This is a genomic window from Nitrospirota bacterium, assembly GCA_016219645.1.
In the GTDB taxonomy this organism is placed as follows: domain Bacteria; phylum Nitrospirota; class Nitrospiria; order Nitrospirales; family Nitrospiraceae; genus Palsa-1315.
On record JACRLR010000019.1, the window covers coordinates 62,553 to 76,215 of the forward strand.

Sequence of the window (13,663 nt, forward strand, 5' to 3'; positions counted from 1 at the left end):
CAGCAGGCGAAGAGGCAAGGCATACGCTTCGGCACCTTGAGCCTCTGAGCGGTGTAAGAACACCGGCGGCGAATTTCAACATCCTGTTAGAGGATATGCCGATGATATGGGCCTACTATCGCAACGTACTCGCAATCTTTGCCGTGGCCACGATTTGCACCGGATGGTCAACATATCAATCTTATGCATACCCAGCTCTTGGGCAAGCGAAGGATTGGATTTTTGGTCTGTCCCTGTTGTCGTTACCCCTGTGGTTACTCACACCGACGTTCAGACGGGACTTTCTGAAGGTGCCTCTCGTCGTCTGGTGCTTCGGGTTCGCGTGGGTGACGATGTTATGGTTCCTCGGGTCCTCCCAATCCGAGACCGCATGGAGGGACGTGCGGTTAAGGCTGTCGGCCATCATGCTGGTCCTGTCCTGTCTGATGATCTTTGCAAGTCCCAGCGCAGTCCGTTCGGCACGATGGACGCTCGTGTTCTCGGTGCTGCTTGGAGTGACGCTCAATATCTACGACTTCTTTGTGCCGATGACTTTCAGCGAGTTTCAAGGTCGCGCCGCCGGCCTCTACATAAACCCAAACATTTCTGGCGAAGCACTGGTACTAGGGATGATCCTGAGCGTGACGGTTCTGCCCTCCTCCTGTCGGGGTCCATTCCTATTGTTGACGGGAGTTGGAATATTTTTGACCTTCTCCCGCGGTGGTATCTTGGCCTGGTTAATAGCTGTGAGTGGCTTGCTCTTATTCACAAAGGTCGTGCGAGCGAAGGATCTGATTTCGACGTTCTTGGTGAGCCTCCTCGTCGTGGGCATCGTCCTTCTGCCGAAGCTGGACGCCATCCTGACGACGATGGACCAAAGCGGCGCGATCAGTAAGGATACTGAGACGCGGTTAGCATGGCTCACAGATCCCTTCGGGGTGCCCGATAATTCCGCTTTGGCGCGCAAGTATGTCGCGGAACAAGCCTGGAGGAAGTTCACCGATCACCCTTGGATTGGGAGTGGGACTGGAACGATGTATGAATCGTTCGACATCCCGCCGCATAACCAATATCTGTCCTATATGCTGGACCATGGGGTTTTGGGTGCGGCCATCGTGCCGTTGTTGATCCTGTCCCTCATCTGGAAGGCGCGTGGAGAGACGAGGCGCCTCGGGCTCCTCTTCGGCGCGACCATCTTGTGGCTGTGCTTCTTCACTCACTCGATTCTGGACTTCGGCCACTGTCTAGTCCTGTTCGCGCTACTGGCCGCCATGGTTTCGACAGAATCATTCCTGGTCCGTGACGCAACCAAGGCCACGGCGGCGGGCGAAGCGACCCTCGACAAGGCTTTGTCGGGGGCGTAGCAGACTCTTGCGTCTTTTCCGGGCCATACCGGTTGTACCGACACAGGTGTTCAGGCTGAAGACGATGAAGCTGTGTGCGGGATTTTCATAACACTCCCGTGCGTCCTGAAGGAGCCCCGTGACTAACCAAATGCCCCTCACTAGTGGTACACACAAGCCCCTCTCCATCCTCTATGTGACCACCGCGCTGATAGCAGGCGGAGCGGAGATGATGTTGTATCGGCTTCTTTCGCGCCTGGACCGCACCAGATTCACTCCCCAGGTCGTCTCGCTGCTGGAGCATGGTCCCATCAGCAGGAAGATCCAAGCCTTGGGGGTTCCCGTGCGATCCTTGGGCATGAAAGTAGGGGTTCCAAATCCAGCGGTCGTGCTGCGGCTCGCTCGGTGGCTGAGGCAGGATCCACCGGATATGATCCAGACATGGATGTACCACGCCGATCTGGTCGGCAGCTTGGCGGCTCGGTTGGCGGGAAACATTCCGGTGGCCTGGGGAATCCGGCACAGCGATCTGAGTCCCGAGACAAGCAGCCGCCTGACCCACCTGACAGTGAAGACTTGCGCAGTCTTATCTCATTGGTTGCCCGATCGCATCGTCTGTTGCTCCGAGGCAGCCCGGCAGGTTCATACGGCCATCGGGTATGCCGCTGAAAAAATGGTGGTGATTCCCAACGGGTACGACGTGGGAACCTTCCGCCCGGATTTTGGTGCGCGCGCATCTGTTCGAAAGGCCCTCGGCCTGTCCGAGGACATCCCAATCATCGGCATGGTCGCCCGCTTCGATCCCCAGAAAGACCATCGCACCTTTATTCGGGCTGCGCAATTGCTTCATCGCGACAGACCGGATGCCCATTTCCTCCTGTGCGGGATGGAGGTGACTTGGGAAAACCAGGTACTCACTCGATGGATCGACGACGCGGGCCTTCGAACCCATTGCCATCTGTTGGGGCGGCGCGATGACGATATCGCCAATGTGACTGCCGCCCTGGACATCGCGTCGCTCTCGTCTTCCTACGGCGAAGGATTTCCCAACGTGGTGAGCGAGGCCATGTGCTGCGGCATTCCTTGCGTCGTGACCGATGTCGGCGATGCCGCTCTCATCGTCGGACAGACCGGCCTCGTGGTGCCGCCGAGAAATCCTGAGGCCTTGGCAGATGCCTGGCGCACCATGCTGGAGATGGGCTGCGAAGGTCGAAGGCCCATGGGAATCGCGGCGCGGCAACGGATCAAAGAACGATTCGACATCGGGGAGATTACCGGTCGATACGAACATCTGTTCGAGGAACTCGCGCGATGTGCGCGGGCCTGACGTATCTCTTTACCCCTAACAGCCTTCAGCCTATTTACCTGAGTAGTTACCTTTTATAAGACTCTCTACGCTTCACGGTTTTCAGAAAGAGCAACCTATGTGCGGGATCAGCGGGTTTCTTGACACATCGCGGCGCAGGGGAGCCGACGAACTTCGAGATATCGTGCTACGTATGGCCAACAGTCTCCACCACCGGGGACCTGACGACTTCGGTTCGTGGGTCGATGCGGCAACCGGCATCGCGCTCGGGCATCGCCGCTTGTCGATCTTGGATCTCTCTCCGCTCGGCCATCAGCCGATGCACTCGGCCTCCGGCCGCTATACGCTCAGTTTCAACGGCGAGATATACAATTTCAGGGCCCTACGTAGCGAATTGGAAAACCTGGGACATACCTTTCGCGGCCATTCGGATACCGAGGTAATGCTTGCTTGCTTTTCGCAGTGGGGCGTTCATCAGGCCGTGAAGCGTTTCAACGGCATGTTCGCCTTTGCTTTGTGGGACCGTGAGGAGCGTCTGCTCTACCTGGCTCGCGACCGGTTCGGCGAAAAGCCGTTATACTACGGGTGGATGGGGAAGACGTTCGTATTCGCCTCCGAACTCAAGGCTGTGCGAGCGCATCCGGACTTCGAGGCGAACATCGATCGGGACGTCTTGGCGCTCTACTTTCGTCACGGCTTCATTCCTGCTCCCTATTCGATCTATCGCGGGGTTTCTAAGGTCTTGCCTGGTACGGTCTTGACCATCGCTCCCGAAACGGGCTCCCCTCCAAAATTAACTCCCTATTGGTCCGTTCGAGCCGTCGCCGAACAGGGGAGCGCGAATCCTTTCAGCGGCACCGAGACGGAGGCAATCGCGCGCCTGGATGAGTTGCTGAGGGATGCGGTCAAGCTCCGGATGGAGGCGGACGTGCCGTTGGGCGCATTTTTGTCCGGTGGCGTAGATTCCTCGACCATCGTTGCACTCATGCAGGCGCAAAGCGCAGAGCCCGTGAGAACCTTCAGCATCGGGTTTCACGAGGTGGCCTACAACGAAGCCGAATACGCGAAAGCGGTGGCGACGCATCTCGGAACGGCCCACACCGAGCTGTACATGACACCCGAAGAAGCCATGGCTGTCATCCCCCGCATCCCCAAGCTCTACGACGAGCCGTTTGCCGACCCCTCGCAAATCCCGACATTTTTGGTTTCTCAGTTGGCTCGCCGGGATGTGACGGTGAGCTTGTCGGGGGATGCCGGCGATGAACTGTTTGCCGGCTATACCACCTACTTCTGGGGGCTGCGTATTTGGAAACACATCGGGTGGATGCCTCGATCCCTGCGGGCGCTGTCGGCGAGAGGGTTGACCATGCTGTCCCCGTCTTCTTGGGAGTCCCTGTTTCGGATGATCGAACCGATCTTTCCGAAGCACCTCCGGCAGCGGAACCTTGGCCTCAAGCTCAGAGTGCTTGCCGACATCCTCCCCGCAGAAAGCGCTGAAGCTTTGTATCGGGCCATCCTCAGTCATTGGGACGCCCCCGGCTCGTTGGTCATTGGGGCGTCGGAGCCTCCGACCCAGTTGACGGATCGGACCCAGTGGGGGAATCTTCCCGACCTGCTTCGGCGCATGATGTACACGGACGCGATGATGTATCTGCCCGACGACATCCTCGTGAAAGTGGACCGGGCCAGCATGGGCGTGAGTCTCGAAGCGCGCGTGCCCCTTCTAGACCATCGCGTGGTCGAGTTTGCCTGGCAGCTCCCTGTCTCGATGAAAATTCGCGACGGGCGCGGGAAGTGGATCCTCCGGAAATTGCTCTCCCGCTATATTCCCCCCGCGCTGTTCGACCGGCCCAAGATGGGGTTCGGCGTGCCAATCGGCGCATGGCTCCGCGGTCCCCTGAAAGAATGGGGCGAGGCGCTACTGGACGAGAAGCGGCTGAAAGACCAAGGACTCCTCAATCCGGACCTCATCCGAGGCAAGTGGGGCGAGCATCTCTCCGGGACGATGAATTGGGAAACTCCCTTGTGGGACGCGCTCATGTTCCAAGCCTGGTTGGAACATGAGCAACAGACGACGCTCGATGATGCACCAAGAGAAGCCGCGCGGCAGGTCAGGCTGAATGGTAATCGCCAAGGCCTGGGATGTCGTGTGAATCATGGCCTCTATGAGTAATTGGGGCATAATGAGCGGACGCTCGGACGTCACTATCGTCGTCAACATTCCTCCAGCTCCCATAAGTTGAGATTCATGACACAGCGGCCTTGCACCTCCCGGATCAGCTGCGCTCGCTCCGGCCCAGGGGCGTACGAGCGGAGGAACCCTTGAAGCGAGGCATCGATCCGGCGGTTTGCCTCAAGGCGACAGGAATGAGAATGAGGATGAGGATGTCTATTCAGAAGGTTGGCAATGACCAGTAAGAATCCCGGCACGATGGTGGTAAGTCTCGATCTGGAATTGGCATGGGGGCGATTCGACCTGCTTCCCCTCGTCACGCTTGAGCACGAGTCGAGGCAAGAACGGAAACACATCACGCCGCTCTTGGCTCTCTTCGATCGCTACGACATTCCTGCGACCTGGGCGGTAGTCGGCCATCTCATGCTCGAGAAGTGTCTGCGCAATCAACAGGGCATCGCGCATCCCGATCTGTTCCCCCATGCGAACTATTCCTGGTTCCCATTCGATTGGTATTGTTTTGATCCCTGCACGACGGTCGATTCCGCCCCAGCCTGGTACGCACCGGATATAGTGGAGCGGATTCGCCGTGCCCGTGTCCGTCACGAAATCGGGTCGCATACGTTCGGCCATATCTACTATGGAGACCCGGAATGCACTCCGTCGGTCGCACTGGCTGATCTGGATGCCGCGCTTGAAGCAGCCTCTCGGCAAGGGATCGTGCTGAAAAGTTTGGTCTTTCCTCGCAACCAGGTTGGCCACCTGGATGTCCTCAAGCGTTTCGGATTGCGGTCGTATCGAGGGCCGGAGCCTCCACTCATCCGCACAGAGAATCGAACGCTTCAAAGGGCCATACATTTCTTGGATCAGCTGCTTGCACTTCGGCCGAGAGCCGTCCGAGCGGAAGAAACCCTGCCGGGATTGTGGAACCTCCCCGGCAATCATTTTTTTATCGCACGCGACGGGATGCGTAAGATGATTCCGATGGCCAGCCGTGTGTTGAAAGGGAAGCGAGGCATCGCACAGGCAGTGAAGACCGGCGGGCTGTATCACCTCTGGTTTCACCCGTTCAACCTGAACGAAGATACCGAAGCCATGATGTCAGGCTTGGCCGCGATCTTCGAGGACGCCCATCGCATGCGCGAGCAAGGGCTGCTGGAGATCCTCACCATGGATGACTATGCACGGCGACTCGAGCTTGAGAAGCCAGAAGGACGCCGCGCGGCGGAACAAGACATTCCTGAGGGACAGCCGGAGACGCAATTGTCGGTATAAGGGAAGTCTCAGGATGCAGGGAGGGGTCGGGGGGCTCAACATGGCGATGCCGAACGATACGGAAACGAAGCCGATCACGTTGGTACATATCACGACGGTACCCCAGTCCCTCACGTTCGTGATGGGGCAAGTGGGGTATATGAAAGCTCGAGGCTTCAATGTCGTCGGTCTCTCTTCGCCCGGTGAGTGGCTCAACCGTTTCGCAGAGCGTGAGGGAGTGCCTGTCCACGCCGTGGAAATGCCGCGGCGCATCACTCCATGGCGTGATGTCCTTGCTGTGCTGAAGCTGGTGCGGCTGCTTAGCCGGATCCGCCCGCAGATCGTGCACGCACATACTCCCAAAGGCGGATTACTCGGGATGCTGAGCGCCTGGATAGTCCGGACTCCCGTACGAATCTATCATATGCACGGGCTCCCCTTCGTGACCGCCACAGGCTTGACGCGCCGGCTTCTGATCTGGAGCGAGAAAATTTCTTGCCGCTTGGCCCATCAAGTGCTGTCCGTGAGTGCATCCTCTCGCGCGCTTGCGGTGGAAACGGGACTGTGCCGAGCCGACAAGATCAAGGTGGTGTTGAAGGGAAGCATCAACGGGGTCGACGCGGTCGTTCGGTTCAATCCCTACAATGTGCCGCGGTCGTCCAGGGAGGAGACTCGGCAGAAATACGGCATCCCGACCGATGCGACCGTGTTAGGGTTTATCGGACGGATCGTCCTGAGCAAAGGTCTCGTGGAGCTTACGAAGGCGTGGGGTCAGTTGCGCGCTGACTTTCCGGCGTTGCACCTCCTACTCGTCGGCCCGCTGGAGCCGCAGGATCCGATCCCAAGAGATGTCGAGGCGTCGTTGCGGAAAGATTCACGCGTGCATCTTATCGGGGAAGAGTGGGATACACCGGCGCTCTATGCCGCTATGGATGTATTCGTCCTTCCCACTCATCGGGAAGGCCTGCCGGGTGTGCTGCTTGAAGCAGCGGCGATGCAGGTGCCGGTCGTGGCGACCAGCGTGACGGGCTGCGTGGATGTCGTTCAGAACGGTGTGACCGGCTTGCTGGTTCCGCCGTACGATGCGGCAGGCTTGGCTGGGGCACTCAGAACGTATCTGCACGATGGGAAACTTCGCCAGCGCCATGGAGCGGCGGCGCGCGACCGGGCGCTTCGGGAGTTCCGTCCAGAAGGAATCTGGCAGGCAGTCTACGAAGAGTATCTGAAGCTGCTTGAGAAGAAGAGGATTCCGGTGCCAGACACAGGTATCGCCGTTTCTCTTGGAGAATCCTCAGAGAAAGTAGTGGGATCGGAGAGACGGTTGCTCAACACCTCCAGTTAGCATGACCGATCGAATCATGAGTAAGAAAGTATCTACCCTCCGGTGAGGGAATCTCAGCCATAAAGCGGGCAAACAGGAGGATCGCATATGTCGACATCATTCGAAGTATTGACTGCTGATACAAAGCATGGCGAGGCGTGGGATGCCATGGTGGCCGGGATGGACCGGTGTGACGTGTACTTCCACAGAACCTTGTGTCAGGCCTTTGCGGAATATGAAGGATGCGTTGCGCGGCTGGTTTGTTTTCGTCGCGGCGAATCCGTGATTGTGTATCCGTTTTTTCAGCGCCGCATTGCCTCATTGCCATTCCTGCAGTCGCCCCAACAATGGAACGAGTATTCCGACATCGTCTCCCCCTATGGATACGGCGGTCCCCTGGCACAGCTGGTGGAGAATGGCGAGCAAGAGAAAGAGCGGATTTGGTCCGAGTTTCTAGAGGCGTTCCATGCCTATTGCCTCGAGGAAAACATTGTGAGCGAATTCGCGCGGCTGCATCCCTTTCTGCAGAACCATCGGCATGTGAATCTCTCGAACGGGCTCGAACGGCGCGGCACGGTTGTGACTGTGGATCTCTGTCAATCGGAAGAGGAAATCTGGCAGGGGTTTACGAAAGAGAATCGGAAGAAGATCGTGCGCGCGGAGGCGAACGGACTGCGGGTGAAAGAAGCCGACACGCCGGCCGATGTGCAACTGTTCGCCGAACTCTATTACCTCAATATGCAGCGGCTGCAAGCGCGTGACTGGTATATGTTTCCTGAATCCTGGTTGAGCGACCTGCATGCCCGCTTCTCGGAACACCTCACGTTATTCTTTGTGTATGAAGGAGATCGCGTCGTAGCCGGTGGGTCCGTGTTTCATATGAACGGACTCGTCGGCAACTTTCTGTCGGCTACGGCGGAAGACCCTGGACAGTTTGCGCCGAATAATCTCTTGTTCTGCGAAATTATCCGGTGGGCCAAGCGCCGTGGGTATCGCTGGTACAACATGGGGGGGGGATACCGGAATAACGACGGTGTGATGCGGTTCAAGCTCAACTTTTCCCAGCACACCGAGGATTTCTATACCTATCAAAAGGTCCATCTTCCACAAGCCTATGAGGCGCTGGTTCAGGAATGGCGCCAGACCCTCTCATCGACTATTGAGCTGGAAGAAAGCAAGTACTTTCCCCTGTACAGAATGAGCCAGCCGTAGGGCGATGCTGAGAGAATGCCGCCGCATTTCTCGGTCATCTCCGATTCCAGCAGTACCTTGTTCTCTGAAGCGAGGGGCAAGCATTCATGAAGACCGTCGTTCTCTATGCCTCAAGCCATGGATCGACTCGCAGGGTGGTAAAAACGCTTGCAGAGACAGTCAAGTTTTCATTCGATTGTTTTGATGTGAAGAGTCTCACGGACTCGAGTTCGATGGGCAAGTACGATGTATTTCTATTTTTTTGTCCGACCTATGGGAATGAAGAGCTTCAGCAGGATATGGAGCGGTTCATCATCGCTTTTAAGCTGGATATGTCAAGCAAGTATTATGCGATCTGTGAGCTTGGCAACTACTACGGGTACGAAGCCGATTTTGGCGCAATGAAAATCATCCGGCATCATCTGGAGAAACTGTGCGGCAAGGAACTGGTCAGCCCTCTGTCGATGGACAGCCTGCCGAAAAAAGATTGGAAGGCTTTCGCCACCTGGTGCGGAAAACTCAACGAGACTCTGCGAGAGACACATGAATGATTTCGACGCCATCGATCTGTTGAAGAAGAAGGTCGGGGTTCCGTTTCACTACCGATTTGAAAACGAACGGTGCGTGGAGCTCGATCTCGCGTCTCAGGACTATATCTTTCGCGGCCTTATTCGCCATCATACGCAAAGCGAAAAAGCGGAAATCCTGTGCCTCATTGCCGGCCTGACATCCTTGCAGCGGCTCAACCTGCGCAGCAACATGTTCCATTCGATACCGGACTACTTCGGTAATCTGACGCAATTGCGGTATCTGGATTTGAGCTCGAATCATTTAGAAAAGGTTCCCTTGTGGATACACGCGATCGCGGACTTGGAACATCTCAACCTATCGGCTAACGAAATCAGTGAGCTGCCCTCATTTTTAAGCAAGTTTCACAATTTGAAAACATTGCGTCTCCACAAGAACACCTTCAGAGTCTACCCAGATGAATATGGCGCATGTACAAAGCTTGAACTGCTGAATCTGTATAGCAGTCGATTGAGGCACATCCCCTCTGTCATTTTTGACTATTCCAAATTAAGAGTGCTGGCCTGGGGAGTGACGCCAATCGCCGAGCTCCCGGAGGACATTGAACGGTTAGGGGAATTGGAGTGTTTGATGCTGCAGTGTAACTGCGTGAGCGTTCTTCCGGAGACATTGTGCGAACTCAAACATCTAAAAGGCTTGTTTCTCCTTCAAAATAAACTCAAGGAATTGCCGAAAGGCATCGGTAATCTGGAAAACCTGGAGCACATGACGTTGTATCAAAACGAGCTTGGCAGCTTGCCTGCATCTTTTGAGAACTTGAAGAATCTCAGGAAGCTGAATCTTGCCTGGAATCAATTCGAGGAGTTGCCTTCCGTCATTACTGGCTTGCCGAAGTTAGAATGGTTTGGCTTTTTTTACAATCCTATCCGGGGCGAGATGCCAAGGCTGAATCATATTAAAGAAGTGATAGTGGAGAAGTAGCAGCACTAACCCGCGTTATTCATGAACACCTCTGCTGCAATAGCCGATCCTTACGTCAGGCGAGACGGGCGAGACTAGCGGGAAAAGCCCGACTCGAAGTTTGGGGTCCGAAGTTCCGTAAACCTCGAACTTCGGATCTTGATCCATCGACCATCTTACACGTCACGCGTGTCTCACGTTTCGCGATTGTCGCCCATCACGCCACCATATCGCAACGGACCGTCTGAGTCATGCCGGCTAGGGATTGGATGCATGTACCCAATGGTGAAGCGCCTCATAGACATCGTCGTTGCTTCTGCGTGCCTGATAGTTGCCGGTCCGCTCATGATCGTGGTGGCGATCGGCATTCGCGCAACCATGGGATCGCCGGTGCTGTTCCGTCAGCGCCGCCCAGGCTTGGATGGCAGGATCTTTACGGTGATGAAGTTTAGGACGATGTGCGTGGATCGCGAACGCGAGTGTCAATCGCAGTTCGACGCCCATCGCGTCACGCCGCTTGGGAAAATACTTCGGCAGACCAGTCTCGATGAGCTGCCTCAGCTGTTCAACGTGCTGCGCGGGGAGATGAGTCTGGTCGGTCCGCGGCCGCTCTTGCCGGAATATCTTCCCTATTACAGCCAACGCGAAGCCCTCCGGCATACGGTCAGGCCCGGCATCACAGGGTGGGCGCAAATTAACGGGCGAAATCGTCTCTCTTGGGATCAGCGGCTTGCGCTCGATGTCTGGTATACGGAGCATCAATCGATGCTCCTCGATCTCCGCATTTTGTATTTGACAGCGATCAGAGTGCTCCAGCGCCGTGATATCAACCTGAACACGCAGGTGAATCTACTACCGCTCGATCAAGAGCGGGCTCATTCCGCAACTCCGCCTCTCTGAGCGTTTGAATCATCGGGGAGAACCATCCGACATTACTGAGGCAACAGGCCAAAGAAGAATTATGAAGTTTCCCGTCATTCGACTTGACGTCTACACACGCCGCGATGGCATTAGCTTCCACGAGCGGACAGTTTTCTTCCAGACGCTACTGATGCGCCCTCGGTTTTCATAAGTGGTGGCGAGAGAGGCCTCTCACCCTTCGGCTCCTGCATCTTACCGCCTTCTCAGGACACACCGAACCGATCTGGGCGTCTTCCCTGCTTTCTGGAAACCGCCATTGGAGTGTGAGAACACCGCGCGATTCTGCTCAATCCTTTGCTTCAAAATTTTCACCTTCAGGATGATTCTTGACGAGGAAAAGTACCACCTTCTCAACCAGCGAGCTCGAGTAAGATGCCCGGACCAGGATCCCACGAGAGCGCATTTCTTTCCTCAGTATCGCCAGTAGGTCCACAAATCTCACAGAGCTGTGCCTCCATTACCTTGCCGTTCTTGATTGAGCAGCAGGACAGGCAACGTGCGAACGTGCAGCCAGAACGGTTGAACCCATGAGTCTCTTGAGCGCTCAGCAGAGCCACCCATATTCAAAAAAGATAACTCAACAGTTACTTGGTTCAAGGCGAGTTGCCGTCATCGGAAATCAGGGTGCTGGGAAAACGACCCTTGCGAACACGTTGGCGAAAATGATCGGCGTCGACTATGTCGAGGTGCCTTGGGTGAATGAGATGACCCAGCCCGAGAAAGAGGAGATTAAGCGGCAAATGGCACAGCGTGAGAACTGGATCGTGGACGGTGACTTCGGATTCCTCGACATGGCCGAAACCATCATCCATCTTGATTTTCCCCTCTCTCTTTGTCTCTGGCGGACCACCATGCGCAGCATCAAACGATTTCTGAAGTGGGACTTCGGGACGATGAACGTGTTAGCAGCAATTCCAGTAAGAATCACCCAACTCCTTCGCCTTCTATCCGAGGTGTACTGGTACCCATCCGAAGCAGTGGCCACGCCACAGCCTGAGCCAGCAGCGGGATCCTCTAAAGCCGTGATCGTTCTTAAATCGCCCAAGGAACTGGAGCTTTTCCTGTCATCGATTGAGCTGCCGGCACAACCGTGTCACCTCTCGGCGGAGAGAAAGATCACTCCTAGCGCCATAGTTTCTACGAAGAATTAAACATAACGCAGGAGAGAGCTGCGTTCTGTGCGTCAGGGAACGAGCCATCTCTTACCCAGGTATCTACCCCATTATACTGAGCGCGAATGCCAGCGGCATGCCGTCAAACCAGGCATTACCGGGTGGGCTCAGGTTAACGGGCGGAATGCCATTTCCTGGGATCAAAGACTCGCATTTGACGTCTGGTACGTAGAGCACCAATCACTGCTCCTTGATTTTCGCATCCTGTCTCTAACTTTCCTGAGAGTTCTCCAATGTCGTGATATCAATCAACCTTGTGCAGATTATGTCCCGCTTGACGAGGAACGCAGACATTCCCCAACTCCGTTCCTCTAACATTTCTCTCGCCCCATGCAACACCATCGGCCATTGGAGCGCCAACAAAACAAAGGAGGGTTATGAAATTTCCTATCATTCGACCTACGCTCCCGTCATTGAGCGATATCATGCGACTCGTCGGTCCGAGTTGGGACTCGGGAACCGTCACAGTCGGTCCCACCGTCAGGGCTCTCGAGGAGGAGGTGTGCCGTCAAACCGGCGCGCGATACTGCGTGGCGCTGTCGTCCTGTACGGCCGGATTGATGTTGATCCCAGGAGCCCTGGGATTGCGGCCCGGGAAAGAAGTCATCGTTCCGTCGTTTACCTTCGCTGCGACAGCCCAGGCCTTGTTGTGGAATGGGCTGACTCCGGTATTCGCCGATTGTCTGCCGGGAACCTGCACCATCGATCCCGAAGACGTCGAACGGAACCTCTCTCCGGACACGGCGGCGATTTGCGGTGTATCGATCTTCGGCTTGCCCCCCGACTACGGGGCCTTGCTCGAGCTAAGTCGCCGGAAAGGAGTGCCCGTCTATTTCGACAGCGCGCAAGGGCTGGGCGCGACCTATCACGGTCAGCCGCTGGGGGGATTCGGCGTTTGTGAGATCTTTTCGATGAGCCCGACGAAAGTCGTGACAGCGGTCGAAGGAGGACTGCTGACGACGAATGACCAAACCCTCGCGGAGCGAATCAGGTCGATGCGGGATTACGGCAAGGATCCTGTGAAGGGAGAAGAGATGCATCATCTGGGCCTGTCCGCCCGAATGAGCGAGCTGCACGCGGCGGTCGGGCTGCTCTCCCTGCGCCGCATGGGAGAACTGGTGAAGGCGCGCAAGGAACTCATTTCGATCTATCGAGATCGGTTGGGCAGACTCCCAGGCTGTTGGGTCCAGAAGTTTCCAGCCGATCGGACAACGAGCGGGAATTACTTTGTGTTGTTTATCGCAGAGAGCGCGAAACGGAGTCGTGATGAGGTCTACGAGGCGCTCAAAGAGAAAGGGATCCAGACGAAACGTTATTTCTACCCGCCGGTTCATGAGCACGCGATCTTTCGACAAGTTCCTATGCGCGTGAGTTCGCATCTCACACACACACCGAAGATTAGCCGTGAGGGCCTGGCGCTTCCATTGTATTCACACATGACCCTCGAAGAGCTTGGATACATCTGCTCACAGATCGAGCAGTTGCTGGGGTGAGAACGCTAGGAATTGGAGAAGA

12 protein-coding genes are annotated in these 13,663 nt (G+C 56.1%); all 12 read left to right on the forward strand.

Translation table 11 applies throughout. From position 1 onward, the window contains the following. Window positions 1-95: 95 nt before the first annotated feature. The 12 genes from HZB34_08680 (at window position 96) to HZB34_08735 (ending at window position 13,641) form a co-directional block, all read left to right on the forward strand. On the forward strand, window positions 96-1,343 hold the full coding sequence (locus tag HZB34_08680) for an O-antigen ligase family protein (protein ID MBI5316032.1): 1,248 nt from the start codon (window positions 96-98) through the stop codon (window positions 1,341-1,343). Between the two features lie 166 nt (window positions 1,344-1,509). Then, entirely contained in the window at window positions 1,510-2,649 is a 1,140-nt protein-coding gene (locus HZB34_08685) for a glycosyltransferase (GenBank protein ID MBI5316033.1), read from the forward strand. Window positions 2,650-2,746: 97 nt separating this feature from the next. Further along, on the forward strand, window positions 2,747-4,801 hold the full coding sequence (gene asnB / locus HZB34_08690; protein ID MBI5316034.1) for an asparagine synthase (glutamine-hydrolyzing): 2,055 nt from the start codon (window positions 2,747-2,749) through the stop codon (window positions 4,799-4,801). Between the two features lie 234 nt (window positions 4,802-5,035). Beyond that, window positions 5,036-6,076, forward strand: a complete 1,041-nt coding sequence (locus HZB34_08695; GenBank protein ID MBI5316035.1) for a polysaccharide deacetylase family protein — start codon at window positions 5,036-5,038, stop codon at window positions 6,074-6,076. A gap of 46 nt (window positions 6,077-6,122) precedes the next feature. Further along, the gene (locus HZB34_08700) at window positions 6,123-7,397 is read left to right on the forward strand and encodes a glycosyltransferase family 4 protein (GenBank protein ID MBI5316036.1); all 1,275 of its coding nucleotides are present in this window, start codon (window positions 6,123-6,125) and stop codon (window positions 7,395-7,397) included. Window positions 7,398-7,484: 87 nt separating this feature from the next. Beyond that, window positions 7,485-8,588, forward strand: a complete 1,104-nt coding sequence (locus HZB34_08705) for a GNAT family N-acetyltransferase (GenBank protein MBI5316037.1) — start codon at window positions 7,485-7,487, stop codon at window positions 8,586-8,588. An 86-nt stretch (window positions 8,589-8,674) separates the two neighbouring features. Continuing rightward, a complete protein-coding gene (locus HZB34_08710; GenBank protein MBI5316038.1) occupies window positions 8,675-9,118 on the forward strand; it encodes a flavodoxin family protein in 444 nt (147 codons plus the stop codon). A gap of 73 nt (window positions 9,119-9,191) precedes the next feature. Continuing rightward, window positions 9,192-10,076, forward strand: a complete 885-nt coding sequence (locus HZB34_08715) for a leucine-rich repeat domain-containing protein (protein MBI5316039.1) — start codon at window positions 9,192-9,194, stop codon at window positions 10,074-10,076. Window positions 10,077-10,328: 252 nt separating this feature from the next. After that, entirely contained in the window at window positions 10,329-10,955 is a 627-nt protein-coding gene (locus HZB34_08720; protein MBI5316040.1) for a sugar transferase, read from the forward strand. A gap of 548 nt (window positions 10,956-11,503) precedes the next feature. Further along, on the forward strand, window positions 11,504-12,127 hold the full coding sequence (locus HZB34_08725; GenBank protein MBI5316041.1) for a hypothetical protein: 624 nt from the start codon (window positions 11,504-11,506) through the stop codon (window positions 12,125-12,127). A gap of 18 nt (window positions 12,128-12,145) precedes the next feature. Further along, a complete protein-coding gene (locus HZB34_08730; GenBank protein MBI5316042.1) occupies window positions 12,146-12,463 on the forward strand; it encodes a sugar transferase in 318 nt (105 codons plus the stop codon). A 62-nt stretch (window positions 12,464-12,525) separates the two neighbouring features. Beyond that, on the forward strand, window positions 12,526-13,641 hold the full coding sequence (locus HZB34_08735) for a DegT/DnrJ/EryC1/StrS family aminotransferase (protein ID MBI5316043.1): 1,116 nt from the start codon (window positions 12,526-12,528) through the stop codon (window positions 13,639-13,641). Window positions 13,642-13,663 lie beyond the last annotated feature (22 nt).